The sequence below is a fragment of the Sulfurimonas sp. HSL3-7 genome, from assembly GCF_039645985.1.
GTDB lineage: Bacteria > Campylobacterota > Campylobacteria > Campylobacterales > Sulfurimonadaceae > Sulfonitrofixus > Sulfonitrofixus jiaomeiensis.
The window spans coordinates 2,222,466-2,246,040 of record NZ_CP147919.1 but is presented as its reverse complement, the minus strand read 5'-3'; the positions used below and the strand labels follow the sequence as shown (position 1 = coordinate 2,246,040).

21 protein-coding genes are annotated in these 23,575 nt (G+C 48.6%); 13 read left to right on the top strand and 8 right to left on the bottom strand.

The features are described 5' to 3' along the window. Nucleotides 1–81: 81 nt before the first annotated feature. Together WCY20_RS11125 and WCY20_RS11120 are read right to left on the bottom strand one after the other, a co-directional pair. Nucleotides 82–357 (bottom strand): hypothetical protein, encoded by a 276-nt coding sequence (locus WCY20_RS11125; RefSeq protein ID WP_345975160.1) that lies wholly within the window; start codon nt 355–357, stop codon nt 82–84. Continuing rightward, nucleotides 357–2,141: a DNA polymerase III subunit gamma/tau gene (locus WCY20_RS11120; protein ID WP_345975159.1), complete on the bottom strand. Its 1,785-nt coding sequence runs from the start codon at nt 2,139–2,141 to the stop codon at nt 357–359. The genes WCY20_RS11125 and WCY20_RS11120 overlap by 1 nt, the downstream gene beginning before the upstream one ends. A 560-nt stretch (nt 2,142–2,701) precedes the next feature. Here WCY20_RS11120 and WCY20_RS11115 point away from each other — a divergent pair. Next, nucleotides 2,702–3,475 carry a hypothetical protein gene (locus WCY20_RS11115; RefSeq protein ID WP_345975157.1) on the top strand — a complete coding sequence of 258 codons (774 nt, stop codon included), beginning with the start codon at nt 2,702–2,704 and terminating at the stop codon, nt 3,473–3,475. A 16-nt stretch (nt 3,476–3,491) separates the two neighbouring features. Here the strand turns inward: WCY20_RS11115 and murI are convergent, their stop codons facing one another. Continuing rightward, entirely contained in the window at nt 3,492–4,247 is a 756-nt protein-coding gene (gene murI / locus WCY20_RS11110; RefSeq protein ID WP_345975156.1) for a glutamate racemase, read from the bottom strand. Nucleotides 4,248–4,348: 101 nt separating this feature from the next. Further along, nucleotides 4,349–5,668, bottom strand: a complete 1,320-nt coding sequence (gene rho, locus WCY20_RS11105) for a transcription termination factor Rho (RefSeq protein ID WP_345975154.1) — start codon at nt 5,666–5,668, stop codon at nt 4,349–4,351. A 211-nt stretch (nt 5,669–5,879) separates the two neighbouring features. Here rho and WCY20_RS11100 point away from each other — a divergent pair, with 211 nt between their 5' ends. The 6 genes from WCY20_RS11100 (at nt 5,880) to ccoS (ending at nt 11,444) form a co-directional block, all read left to right on the top strand. Beyond that, a complete protein-coding gene (locus WCY20_RS11100; RefSeq protein ID WP_345975153.1) occupies nt 5,880–7,085 on the top strand; it encodes a glucose-6-phosphate isomerase in 1,206 nt (401 codons plus the stop codon). Next, nucleotides 7,086–7,670, top strand: coding sequence for a D-sedoheptulose 7-phosphate isomerase (gmhA, locus tag WCY20_RS11095; RefSeq protein WP_345975151.1), 585 nt, complete (start codon nt 7,086–7,088; stop codon nt 7,668–7,670). A 90-nt stretch (nt 7,671–7,760) separates the two neighbouring features. Then, complete coding sequence (gene gmhB / locus WCY20_RS11090; RefSeq protein WP_345975150.1) at nt 7,761–8,270, top strand: D-glycero-beta-D-manno-heptose 1,7-bisphosphate 7-phosphatase; 510 nt, start codon at nt 7,761–7,763, stop codon at nt 8,268–8,270. After that, nucleotides 8,267–8,749: an asparaginase domain-containing protein gene (locus WCY20_RS11085; RefSeq protein WP_345975149.1), complete on the top strand. Its 483-nt coding sequence runs from the start codon at nt 8,267–8,269 to the stop codon at nt 8,747–8,749. The genes gmhB and WCY20_RS11085 overlap by 4 nt, the downstream gene beginning before the upstream one ends. Further along, nucleotides 8,742–11,156, top strand: a complete 2,415-nt coding sequence (locus WCY20_RS11080; protein WP_345975147.1) for a heavy metal translocating P-type ATPase — start codon at nt 8,742–8,744, stop codon at nt 11,154–11,156. Before WCY20_RS11085 ends, WCY20_RS11080 begins: the two co-directional genes overlap by 8 nt. 66 nt (nt 11,157–11,222) lie before the next feature. After that, nucleotides 11,223–11,444 (top strand): cbb3-type cytochrome oxidase assembly protein CcoS, encoded by a 222-nt coding sequence (gene ccoS, locus WCY20_RS11075; RefSeq protein ID WP_345975146.1) that lies wholly within the window; start codon nt 11,223–11,225, stop codon nt 11,442–11,444. 397 nt (nt 11,445–11,841) lie between these two features. Here ccoS and WCY20_RS11070 read toward each other — a convergent pair whose 3' ends face one another. Continuing rightward, nucleotides 11,842–12,138 carry a c-type cytochrome gene (locus tag WCY20_RS11070; RefSeq protein WP_345975144.1) on the bottom strand — a complete coding sequence of 99 codons (297 nt, stop codon included), beginning with the start codon at nt 12,136–12,138 and terminating at the stop codon, nt 11,842–11,844. Nucleotides 12,139–12,309: 171 nt separating this feature from the next. Here WCY20_RS11070 and rfaD point away from each other — a divergent pair, with 171 nt between their 5' ends. The 3 genes from rfaD to WCY20_RS11055 all read left to right on the top strand — a co-directional run bounded on the left by rfaD (nt 12,310) and on the right by WCY20_RS11055 (nt 15,657). Further along, a complete protein-coding gene (gene rfaD / locus WCY20_RS11065; protein WP_345975143.1) occupies nt 12,310–13,323 on the top strand; it encodes an ADP-glyceromanno-heptose 6-epimerase in 1,014 nt (337 codons plus the stop codon). Between the two features lie 301 nt (nt 13,324–13,624). Beyond that, entirely contained in the window at nt 13,625–15,055 is a 1,431-nt protein-coding gene (gene rfaE1 / locus WCY20_RS11060; protein WP_345975141.1) for a D-glycero-beta-D-manno-heptose-7-phosphate kinase, read from the top strand. Further along, entirely contained in the window at nt 15,049–15,657 is a 609-nt protein-coding gene (locus WCY20_RS11055; protein ID WP_345975140.1) for a YfaZ family outer membrane protein, read from the top strand. The genes rfaE1 and WCY20_RS11055 overlap by 7 nt, the downstream gene beginning before the upstream one ends. 186 nt (nt 15,658–15,843) lie before the next feature. Here WCY20_RS11055 and waaF read toward each other — a convergent pair whose 3' ends face one another. Both waaF and WCY20_RS11045 read right to left on the bottom strand, forming a co-directional pair. Then, entirely contained in the window at nt 15,844–16,836 is a 993-nt protein-coding gene (gene waaF, locus WCY20_RS11050) for a lipopolysaccharide heptosyltransferase II (protein ID WP_345975138.1), read from the bottom strand. Nucleotides 16,837–16,838: 2 nt separating this feature from the next. Further along, nucleotides 16,839–18,095, bottom strand: a complete 1,257-nt coding sequence (locus WCY20_RS11045; RefSeq protein WP_345975137.1) for a glycosyl hydrolase — start codon at nt 18,093–18,095, stop codon at nt 16,839–16,841. 105 nt (nt 18,096–18,200) lie between these two features. On the opposite strand from WCY20_RS11045, the gene WCY20_RS11040 reads away from it, so the two are divergent. The 3 genes from WCY20_RS11040 to WCY20_RS11030 all read left to right on the top strand — a co-directional run bounded on the left by WCY20_RS11040 (nt 18,201) and on the right by WCY20_RS11030 (nt 22,424). Beyond that, entirely contained in the window at nt 18,201–20,144 is a 1,944-nt protein-coding gene (locus WCY20_RS11040; protein WP_345975135.1) for an LTA synthase family protein, read from the top strand. An 18-nt stretch (nt 20,145–20,162) separates the two neighbouring features. Next, entirely contained in the window at nt 20,163–21,008 is an 846-nt protein-coding gene (locus tag WCY20_RS11035; protein ID WP_345975133.1) for a hypothetical protein, read from the top strand. Between the two features lie 93 nt (nt 21,009–21,101). Continuing rightward, nucleotides 21,102–22,424: a UDP-glucose/GDP-mannose dehydrogenase family protein gene (locus tag WCY20_RS11030; protein ID WP_345975132.1), complete on the top strand. Its 1,323-nt coding sequence runs from the start codon at nt 21,102–21,104 to the stop codon at nt 22,422–22,424. 88 nt (nt 22,425–22,512) lie between these two features. Here the strand turns inward: WCY20_RS11030 and WCY20_RS11025 are convergent, their stop codons facing one another. Then, nucleotides 22,513–23,442, bottom strand: coding sequence for a glycosyl transferase family 90 (locus WCY20_RS11025; RefSeq protein ID WP_345975130.1), 930 nt, complete (start codon nt 23,440–23,442; stop codon nt 22,513–22,515). Between the last annotated feature and the right edge of the window lie 133 nt (nt 23,443–23,575).

Genomic DNA, 23,575 nt, shown 5'->3' with positions numbered 1-23,575 from the left:
AACAACTGCTGATTTACAACTGATAGAGGTTGCACCATCTTTCTCTCAAACGCTGATATTGTTAAATGTCTGTTAACTGCATCACAGTGTGACGGTACGGCAGTTGTTGATAAAGGAGATGACCTTCTCTTCCGGCATCTCACACGGCTTCAAGAGGCCGCCAAGCGTCTGGGGATAATAATTAAGGCTTATGAAGTCGTTGCCGCCGAGCTCTTCGGCGTAGGCTTTGATCAGTCTGCCATTCAGGAGGGTCTCTTTGCGCAGCAGGTAACGTTTGTTTTCATAGATGACATCATAGGCACCGTCTTTGAGGTTCAAAAGACGCTTGTGAAAAGAGGAGCTGTTGAGGTACGCCACTAGACTTTGTTTTGGATGGTGATCTTGGTGGCCTCAAAGAGTTCGGTCGCTTTTTGGATCATCGGCTCGTCAAGAATAGCCTGGCCGTCAAACTCTTTGGTGGATTGATCGCTGTCGCTGCAGCCTGCAACACAGGAACCGGTACCGACCTCTGACTCTTCGGTCATCGATGAAGACTGGGGTGCATTCTGCATCGTATCTGGAACAGGCTGTTGCATCTGCTGTTGAGGCGGTGTCTGAGGTGCCGCAGTGGTTTGGGGTCCTTCTGCTTGTGGTTCTGGCGTAGGTGTGGGTTCCGGCGGTGTCGAAGGCGCTGCTTTGGAACATTTCTGTGCTTTGATCTGCGTCTCAAAACCAAAGATCTCACGAACAAACTGTTTGATCACACTGTAGCCGTGTTTGAGCTGCTTTTTGCATTCTTCGTCGGCACAGCTCTCCCAGATAAGAAGATCGTCCCGATAAGAGACAAAGCTGATCTGCTCTTTGAAGCATCGTCCGAGATCGATACTGCGGTCTTCGATTTTCTGGATAAGCTGTTTGAATAAAGCACGTTCTTTCGCATCACTGGCAACAGGCGGTTCTACAGCTTTTTCAGCCGGCATTACAGGCTCTTCTGGCGTTGCAGGGACCTCTGCTGCCGGTTCAGCCTTTTCGGCTGTTGTCGCGGCTTGTACCGGCGGAGTCTGCTGAGGTCTCGGCATCGGTGCACCGCTGCCGATCTGTGCTTCCAAAGATTCGATCATCTGGTCGATCTCTTTGACCTTCATCGCTTCGAGCATCTTAAAAAAGATCATGCTTAAGACAAAACCGCCATCCGCATTGATACTGAAAAGTGATTTGGCGTCAGAGAGGATGCGGAAGAAGCGCTCGAGCAGTAGAATGGAGTAACGGCCGTCTTGCGCATAAAGACGCTCTTTTAGGAAGGCAATAAGCTCATCAACGACCATTTCGGCTTCATACTCTTCAAGCTCTTGGATATGGGCAAGAAGTGCTTCTCTGTCGTTGTTGAAGATGGCACTAAAGATCGCTTCGATAGATTGCGGATCGACAAGGCCGAGCATGTCGGTGACGGTCTGGATATCAACATGGTTTTTCGAGTAGATAATGGCCTGATCGAGCAGGGTCAACGTGTCACGCAGGCTGCCTGAACCGCTCCGGGCAAGGATTTCCAACGCGGCATCTTCATAGGTGATATTTTCAAGCTGCAGGATATGTTGCAGATGATGGACGACATTGAGGATAGAGATACGTTTGAATCGGAAGTGCTGGGTACGGCTTAAAATGGTCGCAGGCAGTTTCAGCGGGTCGGTCGTCGCCAAGATGAACTTGACATAAGGCGGTGGCTCCTCAAGGGTCTTGAGCAACGCATTGAACGCCTCTTTGGTGAGCATATGCACTTCATCAATGATGAAGATCTTGTACTGTCCTGCAGCCGGTTTATATTTAGTGTGCTCTATAAGGTCGCGGATATCATCGATCTTGCGGCTTGAGGCGGCGTCCATCTCGATGATATCCATATGGCGACCCTCTTTCGCCATCATACAATGTTCACAGATACCGCAGGGATTGGAAGTCGGTCCCTGCTCACAGATAAGCGCTTTGGCAAAGATACGGGCGGTCGATGTCTTGCCTGAACCACGCAGACCTGAAAAGAGGTAGGCGTGTGAAAGGCGATTGGAGTCAAGCGCAAGTGAGAGAGTCTGAGAGATCGTCTCCTGGCCGATCAGTTCACTAAAACTCTCGGGACGATATTTTCGTGCTAAAACTTCAGAACTCTCTTTCACTTAAAACGCCTTACATAGAATTTAGGGCACCTCTAAAATCCCTAACTGGCTTCAGAGGGAAGAATGAGAGATGATATGGTGCAGAACTTTTCTTGAGTCATAGCCATAGCTATGAGGATAGAAAATTCTACGATGCGGCATTTAGTGCCGCCCTGCATTGCGCTTTAGCGCTTTATGTGCAAGATCGCTCTCTTTATCACTCCCGCTGAAACCAACTAGGGGTTTTAGAGATGCCCTTTATATTATTTTAACATAGCATGGCTTTCAAAGAGGGTAATCCGACAGTATGCCTACTGTATCTCTTTTCTTGATAGCTGATTCCATACCGTGTCAAAAATGCCCTTAGCATAGCTAAAGAAATTGCACCCCTTAACTTCAGGCAGAGATGCTCTGTATCCGATTAGAATATGCTTTACATAAAACGAGATGTCGTGACAGCTCCTGTCGTAGTTTTGGAGCAGCTTTCACGGTGTATATAGAGGATAAAACCTTTATTCAAAATGTCATTTTTTTCACATTTTCTTAAGGTAGACTTTTTAAGTAAAAAAAGGAGTATGAAGATGAAAATTTTTTTATTTATTATGATACTTATGACCAATCTTATATACGCATCGACCACTACGGTTCAATATGATGTCGATCTATCAGCTGTAGGCACAATCGGAAAGGCTTCGATGAGTAAAGTCCAGCAGAACGGCAATTATGTTATCACGCTTCATGCCCAGGCGATCGGCATTGCCGCAAAGATGACGAAAGAGAGAAGTGATACCTATATCTCCCAGGGCACCTTTGACGGAGACGAATTTGTTCCGGATGTCCTGGTTGTAAAACGAGAGACAAATGATAAAGTAAAATACACCGTTTACACGTTTGATCACATCAACAAGGTCGTTCAGAAAGAGAACACGCAGATCAAAAGGGTCAGCAGTAATTCTCTTGATATTAAAAGCTTGCGTATCGTCGCAACAGAAAAAGAGGAGTTCTCATTCTCCTCCAAAACAAACGAATATTATGCACGAAACGATATCGTCTCTCTGTTTTTTAACAGTCGTCACTATATGGCCTCTATGAGTGCAGGTGAAAGGAAAACGCTGCGCGCGGTAGGCATTAAAAGTGATGAGGGTGAGGTGATGGTCACTCTACCGGCCAAAGAGGTGTCAAACAATGATCTGTTCGGGGTAGCCATCGATAAAGACAATTTTGAAAACGGAAAAGGCGAACTGCTTGTCAGCCTGGATGCCGACGGGTTCCCTTCCATCGCAACCATAAACGACATTGCACTGTATGGTGATGTTGTAGGAAAAAGAATTTATACCGAACTGGCGTCTAATTAAAGGGCTTGTCCGGTCTTTATATTTCATCAGGCAGGTTAAGCCATTGACGTGCTGTACTGCGCAGTGCTTCCGGATTTTCAGAGGCAAAGAACTTTAGCTTTGGATGCGGATGCTTGTGCGTAAACTCGTAATGCGATTCAAGATGTTCCACGATCGCCTCACCGGAGTGGATCAGAATGCTTTTATTGTCGAAATAGTTTCCAATTGCCTGTGAAATAAGCGGAAAATGGGTACAGCCTAAAATAATGCCGTCCGGACAATCGAGGTTTCCGAAATAGTGGTGCATGGTGCTCTCTAGAATCTCGCCTTCAAAAAGTCCCTCTTCAATGATCGGTACAAAAAGCCCGGTTGCTTTGGCTGTTGTGTTGGTAAAGCCTTGTTGATGCAGCAGATTCTCATAGGCTTTGGAATTGACAGTTGCCTTGGTACCTAAGACAAGAATGTTGGCATTGGGGTCGGAGAGCGCATTTTTTGCGGCGATGATACCCGGTTCAACGACGCCGATAACATGGAAAGGGGCCTGTGCCTTCATCTCTTCGAGAGCATAGGCGCTGACTGTATTACAGGCGGTGATCAGCAGATCGATCTCAAAGTTTTTGAAGAACTCCAGGGCTTCGAGGGAGTAGCGGACAATAGTGTTCTTATCTTTGACTCCGTAAGGCACACGGGCTGTATCGCCAAAATAGATGATCTCTTCAAAGAGCTGGTGCTCCAAAAGTGATTTTACGACGGTCAATCCGCCTATACCACTGTCAAATACGCCGACTTTCAATGCTCTGTCCTGAAAGAGTGATAAACAACAGGTCCGGAGAGGGGCATACAAGAAGGGGTATCTTCAATCTTCTCTCTTTGTCCCTCGATCTTTGTCATTCCCTAGTTGCCTTCGTTCATCATATTTAAAAAGTCTTCGTTGGTCGGCATCTTTTTCATCTTGGTGTAGAGGAATTTAAGTGCCTCGACTTCATCTTCTTGTTTATGCAGCATTGAACGCAGAATAAAGACCTTTTGCAGGATCTCCGGTCCGATAAGCAGCTCTTCTTTACGCGTTCCGGACTTCAAGATGTCGATAGCCGGGAAGATACGGCGGTCTGAGATCTTGCGGCTTAGTACGACTTCGGAGTTTCCTGTTCCTTTGAACTCTTCAAAGATCACCTCGTCCATACGGCTGCCGGTATCAACAAGAGCCGTAGCGATGATGGTCAGCGAACCGCCGTTTTCTATATTACGCGCCGCACCGAAAAAGCGCTTCGGTTTGTGCAGGGCATTGGCATCCACCCCGCCTGAGAGTACTTTACCGCTTGACGGTGTTACCGTATTGTAGGCACGGGCCAGACGTGTGATCGAGTCGAGCAGGATGACCACATCTTTACCGATCTCGACGCGGCGCTTCGCACGTTCGATGACCATCTCAGCCACTTTTACGTGGTTTTTCGCCGGCATATCAAAGGTTGAACTGTAGACTTCACCCTTGACAGAACGTTCCATATCGGTGACCTCTTCGGGACGTTCGTCGACAAGCAGGACCATCAATTCGACTTCCGGATGGTTGGAGGTAATACCGTGAGCGATCTCTTTCATCAGCTCTGTTTTACCCGAACGAGGCGGTGCGACGATCAGCGCGCGCTGACCTTTACCGATAGGCGAGAAGAGATCCAGCATACGGCCTGTCAGTTTTTCAGGTTTGTACTCAAGTTTGAGCTGTTCCAGTGCATAAAGCGGCGTAAGGTTTTCAAACAGTGGACGTTTTTTGCTCTCGGCCGGCGGCAGGTAGTTGATCGCCTCGACTTTAAGCAGGGCATAGTAACGCTCCTGGTCTTTCGGCGGACGCACCTGACCGGTAACGACGTCACCGTTACGAAGGGCAAACTTCTTGATCTGTGTGCTTGAGACGTAGGCATCGTGAAGCGAGTCGCTGAAGGTCGTGTCAATAGAGCGTAAAAAGCCGTAACCGTCCTGCATGGTCTCCAAAATACCGGTAAAGAGGATAAACCCGCCTTGCGATGTCTGTGACTTCAATATCTCAAATATCAGATCTTGACGCTTGAGTTCATTGGGCTGCTCAACCCCAAGTTCATCTGCTGTTTTGACAAGTTCATCCAAGGTTTTGGTACGTAGATCTTCAATGGTGTGGCCGGTGACAGGAACATGCGTTCGGGAGGTTTTGTTGTTTTTTTGCTGACGGGTGTCGCTCATAATTTACCTTATGGAATTTGTGGAATTTCTTACAGAAGTTGTAAAGTTGAAGAAGTGATTTAAGGTTTTCAATGCCGTATTTTATAACAACTGAGAGTCAGATGTCAAGTTTATGTTCTTTTTTGACGCTTCAACGTAAAATACGCGTCTATTTAGCCTCACTAGAGTTTAAGTGCGATAAAATGAAATACTTTAAAAAAGAGGATGAATTATGACAAATACGTTTGAGTTCGCACCCAAGGTTAATGACAAACTGTCTGATGCTATTGCCAAAGAGCGGGAGAGCATAGGTTTTTACGATCTTTGTGATCAGGATGTAGCACCCTATCTTGAACTCGCGTCCAAGGTAGAGCAAAACAATATTGTTGTTATCGGTATCGGAGGGAGTGCTCTGGGCGCTTCGGCTGTGCATCACTTTCTCGATCTTGTCCGTTCATTCGATAAAAAACTGCATATTCTAGATACGACTGATCCATTGATCCTTGAAAGCAAGCTTAAAAGTTTTGATATGCATAACGCTTTTTACTGCCTCATCAGCAAATCGGGAACGACGATCGAGACGATCGCCGTAGCAAAATACATCGATGCGGTGGAGAGATTACAAAACGATAACTGTGTGGTCATTACGGATGAAAATTCGGCGCTTGAAAAATTTGCCGACGCCCGCGGCATCGGCCATTTTGAGATCCCGGCGAACGTCGGCGGCCGTTTTTCCGTTTTAAGCAGTGCCGGTCTGATCCCTTTGGCGCTGGTCGGGGTTGATATCACAGCTCTTTTGGAAGGGGCGGCCAAGGTGCGCAACGCTTTTTTTAATGATGAGGGGTATTGCAACAACCTGATGAAAAAGGCGACGTTTTACGCCCAACAGGCCAACACCTATAACATTAACTGCCTCTTCTCCTACTCGGAGGTCTTTCGGGAGTTTAACGCCTGGTATGTCCAGCTTTGGGGAGAGAGTCTGGGTAAAAAACAGCGCCACAGCGAACTCCATGTCGGCTTGACACCGGTAGGGCTGATCGGACCGACCGATCAGCACTCTTTTCTACAGCTGATCGTCGAAGGAAAGCGCGACAAGTCGGTGACCGTGATCAAGATCAAAGAGTTTAACAACACTATGCGTATCCCGAATAATTCGTTCGAGCATCTTGAGGCGATGGACCTGATCAACGGATTCGATTTTTCGGAACTGATCAACATGCAGGCGGACTCGATCATCGAAGCGCTCGACTCATTGGACAATATCCCGCTCGATGTGATCGAGATAGAGAGCGTCAATGCGTCAGAGATCGGTCAGCTGATCCTCTACTATGAGCTGTTGACCGCATTGGTGGCCAATATGCTTGATATCAATGCCTATGATCAGCCGGGTGTCGAGATGGGAAAAATCATTTTGAAAGAGAAGTTGAAAAGCAAGTAGATGATCGAATATATTAAAAAAGAAGTGGCGGCTTCTGCCGAGACAAAACAGAAAATATTGAATGATGAGACGTTTATCGCCAAGATAGCAGAGGTTGCCCAGGCCTGTCTGGATGTCTATCGCAGCAACAAGAAAACAATGCTGGCGGGTAACGGCGGTTCAGCGGCCGATGCACAGCATATCGCCGCTGAACTGGTCGGACGTTACGGTTTTGACCGACCTTCTATTCCTTCGCTCGCGCTGACAACCGACAGCTCCAACCTGACGGCTATCGGCAATGATTACGGTTACGACAGGGTCTTTTCGCGCCAGGTCGAAGGGATGGGGCAGGAGGGCGATCTTTTTATCGGTATCTCTACTTCAGGCAACTCGCAAAATATCATCAATGCATTTGAATCGGCGAAAGCCAAAGGGATCACGACGGTCGCCCTGACCGGACGTGACGGCGGAAAGATGGCGCAAATGGCCGACTACGCATTGATTGTACCCTCAAATACCACGCCGCGTATCCAGGAGTCCCATATCCTGATCGGACATATCCTCTGTGATATTATTGAAAAAGAGTTGTTTGGCGAGGGTGTATAAAGCGGATGAAAAGTGTGGGCTGGATGGCGTTTCTGACCTTAAAACCGGAGAATTTCCGAGCCGGGCAAGAGCATAAAGGCGCGAGGTAAGATGACCAAACGACCGGCACTTTTCCTGGACCGCGACGGTGTGATCAACGTCGAGAAGAACTATCTTCATAAGATCGAGGATTTCGAGTTCATCGACGGTATTTTTGCACTGTGTAAAAAGTATCAGGACCTCGGTTACAAGATCATTGTTGTGACAAACCAGTCGGGCATTGCGCGCGGTTATTACAATGAGAATGATTTTGAAAAATTGACGGCATGGATGATACAGGCATTCAGAGAGAAGGGCATTGTTATCGATGGTGTCTACCACTGCCCGCACCATCCGGATATCTCCGGTACATGCAGCTGCCGTAAACCGGAGCCTGGCATGCTGCTGGATGCAGCCGAAGAGCATAAAATCGACCTTGCCAACTCCATTTTGGTGGGGGATAGCGAACGCGACATTGTTGCCGCGCACCGGGTCGGAGTGAAAGAGAGCTATCTCTACTCCCAGGATGCGACGCAAAGCGAAGCAAGCAGAATCATCAGATCATTGAAAGAGTTACTATGAAGATAATGAACACGGGCGGCACGTTTAACAAACGCTATGATCCCATCAGCGGCAGACTTGAGATTCCTTTTGACAACAGCGCTGTCGAGTCGATCGTCAGCAGTTTTTCCTATGATGTAGAGGTCGCCGGCATGATCTACCGGGATTCGCTGGATATGGAACAGAACGACCGTGACCAGTTGGCAGCGATCTTGCAGGCGGATGACGAAGATGTCTTCGTCGTTGTGCACGGGACAGACACGATGGATCTGACGGCCAAGACCCTGGCCGAACATCTGCATGACAGGGTCATCGTCCTTGTCGGTGCGATGGTACCGTACTCTATTGATCAGACAGAAGCGAGCCTGAACCTCGGCATGGCGCTCGGGTTTGCAGCAACACGGCCTGCTCCGGGTGTTTATATCTGCATGAGCGGTATTATCGCACCGCATGAGCAGATCCGAAAGAACAGAGCGGAAGGAAGGTTTGAAATTGTCTAATGTAGCGTGTGACCATTGTCATCTTCAATTTGATGAGTCCGTCATGATCAAAGAGGGAGAACACTATTTTTGCTGCAAAGGGTGCCAGGGGATCTACCATCTGCTTAAAGATGAAGGACTTGACAGTTTTTACGACAAGCTGGGTGATGAGAAACTGGCCCCGCCGACACAGCAGTTTGAAGATAGCAGCAACTTCAATTCACCGGCTTTTTATACCCGATATGTCTCTGTTGACAGTGAAGGGTTCAACGAGGTCTCACTGATCATCGAAGGGATCCACTGTTCGGCCTGCGTCTGGCTCAATGAGAAAGCGTTGGCGAAAATGGAAGGTGTCGTTGAAGCCCATATCAACCATACCAACAACAAAGCGCGCATTATCTGGGATGATGAGATCGTAAAACTTTCCGCGATAATCGATATGATCCGTGCCATCGGCTATGATGCGTTTCCGTATGATCCTGAGATCCAGGAAGCACGCGCGGAGAAAGAGCGCAAAGACTACTACCTTCGTATTACTGTCGCCGTTTTTGTCATGATGAATATCATGACGATCGCCGTGGCACAGTATGCCGGCTTCTTTACGGGGATGGAACAAGGTGTCAAAAACATACTCAATACTGCCGAATGGATACTCTCCACACCGGTGCTGTTTTACAGCGGCTGGGTCTTTTTTAGAGGCGCCTATTACGGCTTTAAGACCAAAACGGTCAACATGGACATTCTGGTCGCAACGGGGGCCCTCTTAACTTACCTCTATTCTATCTATATAACGATCTTCGAGAAGGGCGAGGCCTATTTTGATTCGGTGACGATGATCATCACCTTCGTACTGATCGGGAAGTTTCTGGAGGTTCTCAGCAAGAAGAGTGCAGCCGATACCCTTGATTTGCTCTCCAAGCATGTCCCGGGTGAAGTGACGGTTCTTAAAAACGGTGAACAGGTCAACGTTGATGTCAAAGAGGTCGTAATCGGTGATATCCTGCTACTGAAAGCCGGCGAAAAAGCGGGCATTGACGGTGAGATCATTGAGGGTGAAGGCAGTTTCGACGAATCGAGTCTTACCGGAGAGAGTGAACCGATATTCAAGCGTGTCGGCGAGCATGTGGTGAGCGGTACGACCAGTATCGACGCCGTTGTCCAGTACCGGGCGACAAAAGATTTTGAGCATTCTACCCTCTCTAATATTCTGACCATGCTGGAACGTTCCATGGCCAAAAAACCGCATATTGAACAGGTGGCAAACCGCCTTTCGGAATACTTTTCGGCCGTGATCCTGCTGCTGGCGCTGGGTACATTTATTGTCTGGTGGTTCTGGCCGCACAGTTTTGAGACCGCCTTTATGGTGGGCATCTCCGTCATTGTCATCGCCTGTCCGTGCGCCTTGGCACTGGCGACACCTGTGGCGACACTGGTCGGACTGGGGCAGGGTGCCAAACGGGGTATTCTGTTCAAAGAGGCTGCGCAGCTGGAGACATTGGCGAAGGTAGATACGCTGGTCCTTGATAAGACCGGGACGATCACGGAGGGGCGGCCGAAAGTGCATAGCGTGGAGTGGTTTGATGCATCGCATGAACGTGCGTCGCACAGTCTGAAGCTATTGGCGCTTCTGAACGCATCGAAACATCCGGTTGCAACGGGGGTGAGTGAATACCTTTTGCGTGATGATAAACAACCGACAGTTCCGATACTTAATGAGGTGCAGCAGATCGCGGCCAAAGGGATGGTGGCCCGCTGTGAACAACAGATGCTTGTAGGCGGCAACAAAGTGCTGATGCAGGAGCAGGGCATTGATACGCCGATGGAGAACACGCACACGCTGTTTTATTTTGCGATCGATGATCGGCTCATCGCCCGATTCGAACTATTGGATATGCCAAAAGCGGATGCGGCTGACGTCATCAGAGACCTGCAGCATTCGGGTATCGATGTCGTGATGCTGACGGGCGACCATGAAGGTGTGGCAAAACGTATCGCCGATGAGGTCGGTATCGAACATTACCAGGCTGACCTGACGCCGCAACATAAAGCCGAGATGATCGCCAATATGCAGGCAGACGGCCACAGGGTCGTTATGGCCGGTGACGGCGTGAATGACATCCTGGCCCTTGCACAGGCAGAGATCGGCATTGCCATGGGCAACGGAAGTGACATTGCTATTGATGTGAGCGATGTGGTGTTGATGAATGATTCATTGCGTTCGCTTGAAGAGTCGTTTCGCATCGGACGCGCGACCTACAGACTCGTCAAGCAGAACCTGGCGCTCTCGCTGGTGTATAATGCCGTAACGATTCCATTGGCGATGGCGGGTTTTATCATCCCGTTGATCGCCGCTATTTCGATGTCGATCAGTTCACTGTTGGTTGTCGGAAATTCGATGCGTATACAGTGGAGCTGGAAGAGAAAATAGGGTGACGTACCGTAGATACCTTATGGTAAAAAACAGGTCACCGATATTATTGAATAAGGAAGTTGAATGGACAGCTGGATCATAATTTTGATGCTCGGTGTTTCCGTCTTTTTAGGGGGATTGGCACTTTTCGGCATCATGTGGGCGATCAAGTCCGGGCAGTTTGACGATAAAGAGAAGTTTTTGAACCAGGTCCAGTATGACGGTGAGGAGGAGCTGAATGCCGCCGCCAAACAGCAGGCAAAAAAAGAGGCCCTGAAAAAGAGAAAAGAGTACCGTCCGGAGTGATGTCGCTGGATAACGGTCATACGGGAAGCCCTTTTGAGAGGAACTTGTTCGCCGAAGCGTATTAATATAAAAACGCGGTTTATCTGCGTGTGAACATTCTGTTGAAGAAAACCCAGTGTTAACGTAGTGAAGGGGAACTTGTTCGCCGAAGCGTATTAATATAAAAACGCGGTTTATCTGCGTGTGAACATTCTGTTGAAGAAAACCCAGTGTTAACGTAGTGAAGGGGAACTTGTTCGCCGAAGCGTATTAATATAAAAACGCGGTTTATCTGCGTGTGAACATTCTGTTGAAGAAAACCCAGTGTTAACGTAGTGAAGGGGAACTTGTTCGCCGAAGCGTATTAAAATTATAGAAAGCGGAAACTCCTGAAAGGAGAATCCATTAGAAGAGCTGATTATTTAAGAGTTGTGATGTACTCTGCAACTGCTTTGATTGTAGCATCATCGTAAGCCGCAACTTGACCTTTCATCAATGCACCCATACCGTGTACGTTACGTGTACCGGCTTTGTAGCCTTTTAGCGATTCTTCGATTTTTGCAGCATCCCAAGTGTTGATGATCTCAGATTTGTTAAGAGCTTTTTTCTCAGCTTTTGCACCGTGGCAGCTTACACATTTCTTATAGGCTGCAGCACCGTCAGCTGCCATTAGTGATACGCTTGCTACAAGTAGTGCTAATGCGATTTTTTTCATGTTTGATCTCCAGAGTTAAAATTTCAAAACATTATATGCATTATAATCTTAAATTGTACTAAGGCACTCTCGCTACATTAACCCTCTGTTTGCTATAATTCGCTTACAAAACGAACAATGCGTCAAGCACGTGTGATCCGCTAAAAAAACAACATATATTAAAGAGAGACAATGCGCTATATCGATGATGACCTAAAGGGAAAAACGATCCTGATCACTGGAGGAGCAGGGTTTATCGGCTCAAATCTGGCCTTCTATTTTCAGGAAAACCATCCCGATGCCAAGGTGGTGGTACTTGACAGTTTTCGTTCCGGCGAGACCCTCTCCAACGGTAATCTGAAGAGTTTCGGTCACTTTAAAAACCTTGTCGGTTTCAGCGGCGAGGTGATCAGCGGCGACATCAATGACAAGGCCTTACTTGCCAAACTTGAATCGGACTATGACTTCGATTACATCTTTCATGAAGCGGCCATCTCCGACACAACGGCCCTTGAGCAGGACCTGATGATCAGGACCAATCTCAATGCCTATAAAGACCTTCTTGACATGGCAGTCCGCCAAAACGCCAATATGATCTATGCCTCATCGGGTGCTACGTACGGTAACGCCCCTTCACCGCAGACGGTGGGTGTCGAAGCGCCGCAGAATGTTTACGGTTTTTCAAAACTGATGATGGACCATCTCTCCCGTGACGTAATGAAAAGCGCGAATATCAGTATTGTCGGACTGCGCTATTTTAATGTTTACGGACCGAGAGAGTATTATAAAGATAAGACCTCTTCTATGGTGGTCCAGTTCGGTCATCAGCTGCTGCAGGGCAAAAACCCGAGACTCTTTGACGGTTCGGACAAGATCGTGCGCGATTTCATCTTTATTGAAGACGTTATTCAGGCCAATATTTTGGCGATGCAGCCGAAGCAGAGCGGTATCTACAATGTCGGTACCGGTCATGCGCGTTCCTTCCAGGATATGGTCGATATCCTGCAAAAAGAGCTGGGCACATCATCTGCCTGCGAATATATACCAAACCCTTTTATAGGGCGTTACCAATTCCACACCGAAGCCAATATCGAGAGTACAAAAGAGGGACTGGGGTATGCGCCGCGTTACAGTTTTGAAGAGGGGATCAAAGCCTATATTCCAGAGATCAAACGTCTGTTTGAAGAAGAGGTGAAAAGCGTTTAGAAAAAGTGAACTGCTTCACTTTTTTAGCTTTGAAACCGGAGTGTTGTTGAGCTTGCGAAACCACGGAGGCTTAAAATCAGTTGCGTTTAGAAAAAGTGAACTGCTTCACTTTTTTAGCTTTGAAACCGGAGTGTTGTTGAGCTTGCGAAACCACGGAGGCTTAAAATCAGTAGCGTTTAGAAAAAGTGAACTGCTTCACTTTTTTAGCTTTGAAACCGGAGTGTTGTTGAGCTTGCGAAACCACGGAGACTTCTGTTTGTGGTGTTGAGATCACAAAGATGTACAAAGGAATTACATAATCATGACTGTGCTTAAAAACGCCAAACCTAACATCCTAGTCGTCGGCGACCTGATGATCGATCACTACCTCTGGGGTGATGCCGAGCGTATTTCGCCCGAAGCACCGGTGCAGGTTGTTGATATCGCCAGAGAGACATCGGTCCTCGGGGGTGCGGGCAATGTGGTCAACAACCTTATTTCGCTGGGTGCAGCCGTGAATGTCGCCAGCGTGGTCGGTGATGACGAGATCGCCAAAGAGTTGACGATCATGCTCAAATCCATCGGGGCAAAGACCGAAGGGCTGATCACCCAAAACGGACGCAAGACCAGTAAAAAGTCGCGTGTCATTGCATCGCATCAGCAGATACTGCGTTATGACAATGAGTCAAAAGAGACGATCAGTGCCGAGTCGGTTGAGAAGATACTTAAAGCGATCGAAAAAGATCTTTTTGTGATAGATATGATCATCCTTTCCGACTATGGCAAGGGGGTGGTCTCAGAGGCACTCTCGCAGGCGGTCATCACTCTGGCCAATGCAAAAGGGATCAAGGTGCTGGTCGATCCAAAAGGGACGGATTACAGCAAATACAGGGGTGCCCATATGTTGACGCCCAACAAAAAAGAGGCATCTGAGGCGACAGGTATCCCTATCGTTGATGATGCGAGCCTGGAGCGTGCGCTGCTTACACTGAAAGAGCAATGTTCCCTGGAACGTTCGATGATCACTCTTTCGGAGGACGGGATCGCTATCTATGACGGCGAAGTGAAACGTTTTCCTACGGTCGCGCAAGAGGTCTTTGACGTCACAGGGGCAGGTGATACGGTGATCGCTTCGATCGCCTTTGCTCTGAGCGCCGGTTTGAGTATCGAAGAGACGGCCCGCTTCTCCAACCTGGCAGCCGGTGTTGTCGTCGGCAAGATCGGTTCGGCGACGGTCACGCTAGACGAGATTGAGATCTATGAGTCAAAACTGCATCAAAGCAGTTCGGATGCCCATATCAAGAGCTTTGCCGAGATCGACCGCATCGTCAAGCGCGCCAAAGAACATGGTCAACGCGTTGTCTTTACCAACGGCTGCTTCGACATCCTGCATGTCGGTCATGTCAAATACCTGCAGGAGGCGAAGAGCTTCGGCGATATCCTGATTGTCGGGCTTAATTCCGATGCGTCGGTGCGTGAGCTAAAAGGGCCGTCACGCCCGGTCAACACCGAAGACGACCGCGCCTATATTCTGGCGGCGCTGGATGCCGTCGATTATGTCGTTAAGTTCAGCGAGGAGACACCGTATGATCTGATCAAGATGATCGCACCCGATGTATTGGTCAAAGGGGGTGATTATGAAGGTAAAGAAGTCGTGGGTACCGAGTTTTCAAAAGCGTTGAAACTGGTTGACTTCGTCAATGGCAAAAGCACAACAAAAACAATAGAAAAAATTCAAGGATCGACATGTTAAAAAAACTACTAATAGGACTACTCCTCTCCGGTTCGGTGAGCTACGCGATGCATGAGTTCGAATTAAATCTGAACAATAAAGATCTGGATCTGCATCTGGGGCTGGACATGGGGCAGTTCAATCACGCTATCGAACCTGACAGCTTTATGCTCAAGGCGAGACTGATGAAGGGTGACAATGCGCACAGCCGACTTCCGTACGATCAAGACCCTGAAATTCTGTCGGAAGTAGGGTTTGTGGTGCAGTCGACATCTGCATTGGCCCAGGAACTGATGCTGGGACTCGGCCTGAAAATCGCCTTTACACCGCTTGACAATGACCAGACAGTCTTTGTCATGCCGATCGGTATTGTGGGTGACTATACCCTTCCTTTGGATATTGCTATCCCGCTGCACATCGGCGGACAGTTCTACTATGCGCCCGAGGTGCTTACGTTTGAACAGTCGACCAGTTATACCGAGTACCAGGCAAACTTCGATATCCAATTGATGGAGAGAGCCTTCGTCACGACCGGTTACAGAGCTATCAAGACGCCGACGAAAGAGCGCAGCAACGCCTACTACAACCGCAGCTATTTCGTCGGCGTACGATTTTTGTTCTAGCTTCAGCACATCTTGTGCCGAAGTTCACCTCTCAGCGTACCGATGTACGCTTTCGGGTTCACTTCGGCACAATCTGCACCAAATCTACAACAAAAATATTTTGTTTGTTGTTCATTTTAAGTCTATCTTTCTAATCACTAATCACTAATCACTAATCACTAATCACGCTGACTGTTGATGTCAGTTTTACGAAAGGCCGAGTGTGTCGATGGCCTGTATCACTTCGTCCGCTTCGATCTTCTTCATACAGTCGTGATGTTTCAGCGGGCATTCGCGTTTCATGCAGGGGGCGCATTCGAGGTCGTGGCGGACAATGGCACTTTGGCGGTTTTTCCATTGGGAGGTCTCGAGGTGGCGTGTCGGGCCGAAGATGCTGACGGTCGGGACCTGGTAGGCTGCGGCCACATGCATCGGTCCGCTGTCGTTAGTGACAAAGAGCGAAAGGCCGCCGATGTGTGCGCAGAGCTCTTTGATGGAGGTCTTGCCGGCGAGGTTGGTGAAGTTGGTGATGCCGAGACGGATAAGTTCATCTTCTATCGCCTGGGCCATCTCCGTCTCGCTTGGGCCGCCGAAGATGACGATATTGTACTGCCCGGCATAGTGGGCGGCTACCCGGGCAAACTTCTCGGGGTACCACCGCTTGGCCGAACCGTAGGTGGCGCCGGGATTGATTCCGAGGGTCGCTCTTTCATAGCGGTGCGGTTCAATAAAAAGGCGCAGAGGGGAGATCTTTGCGATCTCTTTTGTTGTCAGGGTTTCGACCAGAGAGACGTACTGCTCAACGAGATGGCCTTCTTTTGCCTGCGGGGAGAGGGTCAATAGCAGTCGGGCGTGCCATGAATCACGGGCGATCGTGATTGGCGTCCCGGTGAACTTGAGAAGCAGCGATGCATGGATCTGGTTGCGAAAAGAGATGGCGATATCGTGTCTGCCGAGTCTCTTTGCGAAGGTGTAGGTGTTGAGCAGGCGGCTGCCGCCCTTTTTGGTCTCATCGACATAATGGCGGTGGCAGAAAGGGTGGTATTTGAGCGCCTCTATCGAGACAAAAGAGCCGACAAGGGTGAGTTTGGCATGCGGGTAGAACTCGCAAAGCGCTTCGATAGCAGGGGTCGCCATCACGGCATCTCCAAGCCAGTTAGGCAGTATGATCAGAATCGATTTTACAGGGGGTGTTGACATCTTTAATCACTTTTTTCAATGAGGTAGATCGGCGAGGGGCCGATCTTGAGGATTTGGCTTTCCCGCGTGTTACCATCGCGGTCGAGATAAGGCTGCGGTGTATTATAGGTAAGCGTCTGAAAATCCAGTGACCACTTCACAGTTGTGGTCTGAATTATGTTCTTTGCAACAAGGGTAAAGATACCATGCTTCTTCTCAAACGATACAAACTCCATCTCTTTTAGAGATCTCTGCATGGTCTTAAAAGCATTAAACGCAGTGCGTTTGCGCAGACCCTCTCTGTTGTCGACCAGCCCATAGCCCGGTGCGATCAGCTGGTGCCAGTAGACGGCGTCGACCTTTTGCGAGGCAAAGGCGAGCAGATAGTAGCGCACCATAAAGTCGGCGTAGCTCTCTTCGTCGACACACTCGTATTCGCTGGTCGGGGCGTAGGGTGCGGTGTTGGAAATGGGCCAGTTCGTCTCTGTGATGTAGAGGGACCGGGAGGCCTTTGGACTCATCAGGGCAAGGGCGTCGAGCAGACCGATCTTTTTGATCAGGTCGAACCCCATCTGCGTGTTTTCGGGCGCACCGCGGCGGTCGACATAGAGCAGGGCGGTAACGGCGTCATATCGGACTGTGAAAAAGTTGAAGAGGGCGTGGGCAGTGAAGTGGTATTCGAAGTCGATGACAGAAGGGCCGAGAAGTCTCAGTGCCGGAAATCTCCTTCTTTTGAGTTCATAGGCCACCTCGTAGAAACGGAGGTATTCGCGCACGCTGAAGAAGCCCCATTTGGCGCGGTTGATGGTCGAGCCGATCTGAAAACAGTCGACATAGGGGGAGAAGGCCTGAAAAACGCTTTCCAGATCGCTTTTTAAAAGCGCAAGGTCTTCCACATGTTCGCGGTCCTGCATCACATTCAGAATGATCTTTCTGCCTTCATTGACTTTGACAAAATCGACATAGCTTTCCAGGCGTTCCATCTCCCAGAGCGGGAAACGGATTAAAAGGGTTGACAGCTCCAGCTCGTCGGTCAGGGTATTGACGGCTTGCGGCTCTTTGTCGAGGTTGACGCTCATCCCGAAAAAACTGTCCGAAAGGATCCTGCGTTTGGGGATGACAATCTGTGCCAACAGGGCGACGGGCAAGACAAGAAGGGCGCTTAAAAAAGTCGAGAGAAGCGAAAAAAGCTCTTTTTTCCGCATTGCCTTTTTAAAGGCTCTGTCTTTTAGCTGGTAAGGTTGATCGGAGTAGGGATCCCACAAAAACGGCGCTTTCATCCTGAAATTATAGTCAAACTTAACTTGCAGAGCAGTCATAGGGCACCCGGCTGATGCCCTTTACCTAGTTCAGCTATAATTTCAGTAAAAAATTACGGACAACTAATGTACAGATCACGCACCAATTTTCAAGCCGTTATGGCAACGATCCGAGAACTTATCGTTTTCTATTTCCTTTTTATCGCTATCTTCTTTATCGGCAGAAGCCTGCTTCTTATGCAATATTATGACCGTATCGTTGATGCCGGTGTCAACCACTGGTACGGGTTTCTTCTCGGATTGCAGATGGACACGATCGTGGTCTCCATCATTCTGGTCATTCCTGTACTTCTTCTTTTCACCATGCCCAAGGTCTTTGAAAAACCGGTACGGATATTTATACGTCTCTATCTTCTCTTTTTTCTGTTACTGGCGGTCTATATTGAAAATGCGACCTTCCCTTTTGTTGCGGAGTTTGATGTCCGTCCAAATGACATATTTCTCAACTACCTGGCCTATCCGAAAGAGGTCCTGGGCAACATTTGGGTCTCTTACAAACCGGAGCTGTTTGTCGCTTTTGTCATGATGACGGCAATCGGCGTCTATTACTGGCGACGGACACGAAGCAGCTTCGAAGCGGCCTTTGAAGCGGCATGGTGGGTGCGTATCTTGTTTCTTGTGCCGCTGCTTGCCGTCCTGTTTATCGGTATTCGATCGTCGTTCGGCCACCGTGCAGCAAATATCTCCCTGGCCTCCTATACAAGTTCGCGCCTCGTCAATGAGGTCGCCAAAAACAGTCTTTTTGCAATCGGCTATGCCTACTATTCCCAAAAAAGCCATGGAAGCAAGATGGCAGGTTACGGAAAAATGGATATGGATGAGGCCTATGCACGTGTTTCAAAACAGCTGCACATCCCGGTCGGTGACCGAAAACTTCCTTTCTTCCGGGAACAGCCCAGCCATTTCAAGAACAGTAAGCCGAAAAACCTGGTCATCTTTGTCCAGGAGAGTCTCGGTGCACAGTTTGTAGGTGAATTGAGTGAGGAGAAAGGCATCACGCCGAACATCGACCGCCTGAGCAGGGAGTCGATCTTTTTCGATGAGGTCTACTCCAACGGAACCCGCAGTGTCCGCGGGATCGCCGGCAGTACGGCCGGTATTCTTGCCGTGCCGGGCAAGGGAGTGCTTAAACGTAACAAATCACAGAATGATTTCTTTACCGTCGCCTCACTGCTGAAACCGTACGGGTACCACAGCAGTTTTATCTACGGCGGCGAGAGCAATTTTGACAACATGCGCAGCTGGTTCCTCGGTAACGGGTTCGACGAGATCATCGATCAGCCAGAGTTCAAAGACCCTGCTTTTCTCGGTGTCTGGGGTGTCTGTGATGAAGATCTTGTCAAGCGGGCCAGTAGAGAGTTCGTTCGTCACCATGCGAACAACGAACCGTTCGTTTCGGTGCTTTTCAGTACGACCAACCATACCCCTTTCGAGTTTCCGGATGGGCGTATCGATCTGATCGAAGGCGAACCGGCGAACGGTGTCAAAAATGCGATCAAGTTTGCCGATTATTCCATCGGCGAACTGATCCGCGATGCCAAGAAAGAAGGCTATTATGAGGATACTGTCTTTATGATCATCTCCGATCACAACGTCCGTACCTACGGTGACGATCTTGTGCCGGTCAATATGTACCATATTCTGGGGATGATTCTCGGCGGCGGTGTTGAACCGCAACGTGTGACGACACTTGCGACACAGCCCGATGTTCTTGCCACGGCACTCGATGCGGTCGGACTTGATCTCACCTATCCGATCCTGGGAAAGTCCATCTTTGAAGACAGCGATAAAGATATGGTGCTTATGCAGTTTTTTGACATGTATGCTCTGCGAAACGGCAACGAAGTGGCGATCGTCCGTCCCAATAAAGAGGCCCTTACATTTACATACAGTGATGAGCACCTGCTCCCTGCCGAACATAATCAGACCCTTGAGAAGGATGCTGCGGCATTTGTGCATGTCCTGAACGATATCTATCAGAAACGCCTCTTCGCTGTAAAAAAACAGTAGTCAATTGAGGGGAGTGGTATGAAAAAAGTCATCGCGTTTGGTGTGGTTGCGGCGCTTGCCGTCTTGTGGAACATAACAGTCGTGTATGTTGATGCCCAGTTTGAAAAACGTGATTTTTCTGCTGTTTACGACAACTGCCATAAGATCTGGAGCTCGCGCGGACTCTACAACACGCATGACGAGCGCAACTCGATCACCGCTTTTAAGCGCGCATTCGGACGGGGTGCCAACGGTGCCGAGGTTGATTTTCATTATGATGCGAAGATGAACCGTTTTATCATCTCCCACGGTCACCCGAAAAAAGATGCCAACGGTGACTATATCTATCCGAAAAAAGAGGGCAGGATCCTGACACTCGAAGCACTTTTCAGCGCAGCGGGAGAGGGACATTACTTTTGGCTGGACTATAAAAACCTGGAACACCTGACGGCAGCAGAGACAGCGCAAGCCATTAATCGCCTCAAGTCGATAACAGAAGATGATGCTATCCGCGACCGTCTTTACATCGAAGCTTCGAATCCTTTGGCCCTTTCCAGATACACAGATGCCGGATTTAAAACGATCTTAGGTATCCATCCTCTCTCTGAGAAGAATATATTCTCTTCCCTTGTCATTAATGCGTATAAAATTGCCTATTATTTCAATAGTATCACCGCGCTGGCAATGCCTTACGGCAGTGTTGACAACCCTGTGTACGGCAAGCGTGCAGAAGAACGTTTCGGTTCTATTCCGGTCTTTCTTTTTCATGTTCCGGTAAATGACTCCCTCCTCAATGAACTTGTGCGTAAAAATAGTGTGCGTGTTATTCTTGCCGGACGCGATAAAAGTATAGACCGGTTCGATATCAATAATTGTGGAAAGTGATACACATCTTACATGGGGGGGGTATAGGCTGTTTGTAACCTCATTTTTGCTAAAATCATGATCTTAAAAGAATGGATCAAAAGGGAATAATATATGAAGATATCAGTAATCGGTACCGGCTACGTCGGATTGGTAAGCGGCACCTGTTTCGCGCAAATGGGCAACAAGGTGACTTGTGTCGATATCGACGAGCGTAAGATCGAGAAACTGAAGCAAGGCGTCATCCCTATCTATGAACCCGGTCTTGAGGAGATGGTCCTTGAGAACTACAAAAAAGGGACACTCTCTTTTACGACCGATGTCAAAAATGCGATTGCCAACTCATTGATCACCTTTATCGCCGTGGGTACGCCGATGGGCGAAGACGGTTCTGCCGATCTGCAGTATGTCCTTGCCGTTGCCAAAAGTATCGGGGAATCCATGCAGGAGTACATCGTCGTTGTTGATAAGTCAACAGTACCGGTCGGGACCGCGGACAAGGTCAAAGCGGCGATACAGGCCGAGCTTGACAGACGCGGTGTCGACATTGACTTCGACGTTGTCTCCAACCCGGAGTTTCTGAAAGAGGGGGCAGCGATTCAGGATTTTATGCATCCCGACCGTGTCGTCATCGGTGCCGATAATGACAAAGCGATGCAGATCATGCACGACCTCTACGCCCCATTTATGAAGACCCGGGACCGCTTCATCGGTATGGATATCAAATCGGCTGAGATGACCAAATATGCCGCCAACGCGATGCTGGCGACCAAGATCTCCTTTATGAATGAGATCTCAAATATCTGCGAACGTGTCGGGGCCGATGTCAACAAGGTGCGCAACGGTATCGGTTCGGATTCCCGTATCGGCTACAGTTTCATCTATCCGGGCTGCGGCTACGGCGGGAGCTGTTTTCCCAAAGATGTGCAGGCACTGGCTAAGACCGCCAAAGATTTCGGTTATACCCCAAGAATCCTCGATGCGGTCGAAGCGGTCAACTACGACCAGAAGAGCGTTATATCGAACAAGGTGATCAAACGCTTCGGAGAGAACCTTGAAGGGATGACCTTCGCGGTATGGGGACTGGCTTTCAAGCCGGAGACAGACGATATGCGCGAGGCCTCGTCGATCACGATCATCAACGAACTGACGTCGCGCGGTGCCAAAGTCGTTGCGTATGATCCTAAAGCCCGTCATGAGGCGGAGAGCTATTATCTTAAGGGGAATCAAAACGTTGCCTATGTCGACTCCAAATATGAAGCCCTTTCCAATGCTGACGCTCTTATCCTTGTGACAGAGTGGCAGGAGTTCAGAAGTCCTGACTTTGATGAGATGAAAAAACTGCTTAAAAACCCTGTCTTCTTTGACGGCCGCAACCAGTTCGATAAAGAGCGCATGAAAGAAACGGGTTTCGAGTATTTCCAGATCGGGGCGTAAGAACGCCTTTGATGAGTGAAGGGAACGGCTCTAACACATTCACCTTCTAAACAGTTCCTACTCCCTGCGATTGTGAAAGCAATTTGTTCTACAGCTGTCCCGACTTTTCGAAGTACTTTTTCAGGACCAGCAGAGAGATAGCGTCTTCGCGCTTTTGGTCTTTGAACTGGCTGACATGGTTGTTCGCGTTTTTGATGATGGCCAGCGCTTCATCTATATGCTCAGCATAGTAGTTTATCTTCTCTTCCAGATCCGAATAATCATCTTTCAGAAGCACGTAGTGATGGTTCGGGATCAGCCGTCCCTCCATAAACCAGGTCTCGTAGGTCGGTTTGACCATGAAGGCCAGCGAGTTCGACGACATCACCCACTTGAGGTTTGACGCCACATCGTTACCCTCGATGCAGAGGATGAACTTGTACTGCAGCTGCCTGGCCAGGCTCATCTTCTCTTTCTGCCATGGAGCACGCATATTTCCTTTTGTGTTTGTCTGACCGACATTGCAATAGGGTTTGTCGTGAAACTGTTGTAGAAAGTCAATACGGTGTTGGCCGTAAGCCTTGCCGCGCCAGACCAGTATATCTTTTTTGTCGCGGTAAGCCACTTTGTCGTCGACAAAGATGAAGTGTCTTACCTTGTTGAGCTTCATCAGGACGGCATTTGCATTGGCCCCGGCTATCGGCCGGCTTTTGACAAGACTTGGACGATCGGGTATTTTTGTAATATCACCGAAAAGATAGGCGACTTTGAAACGGGGGTCAAAGTATCTTAGATACTCCAGGAGATCGAAGAAGTAGGTCTTTTTTTTCTCTTTTTTAAAGCCTTTGATTGTTGTTGTGGCAGTTTCAAGGGTGAACTCCTCTTCAAGTTTGTTGTAATAATTCACCCGCTCCACAACCGCGGTATCATTTTGAAACGCTTTGATCTTGTCAGCGAGTTTCAGACGGTAGTAGGCATCAGGTAGGAGTAGTTTGGAAATATTCAACAGGTAGTAGGTCAATTTGGTGTTTTTATTCAAATCAATACGTATATATTTTTTGATCACGTGCATGCTCCGGAAAAGTTTTTAAGTATACAGGCCCCTTGCTAAAAAATACGCTAAATCAAGCAAAAAAGTCGTGCAGTTACCATATATAACAGCCTTTGGCTAT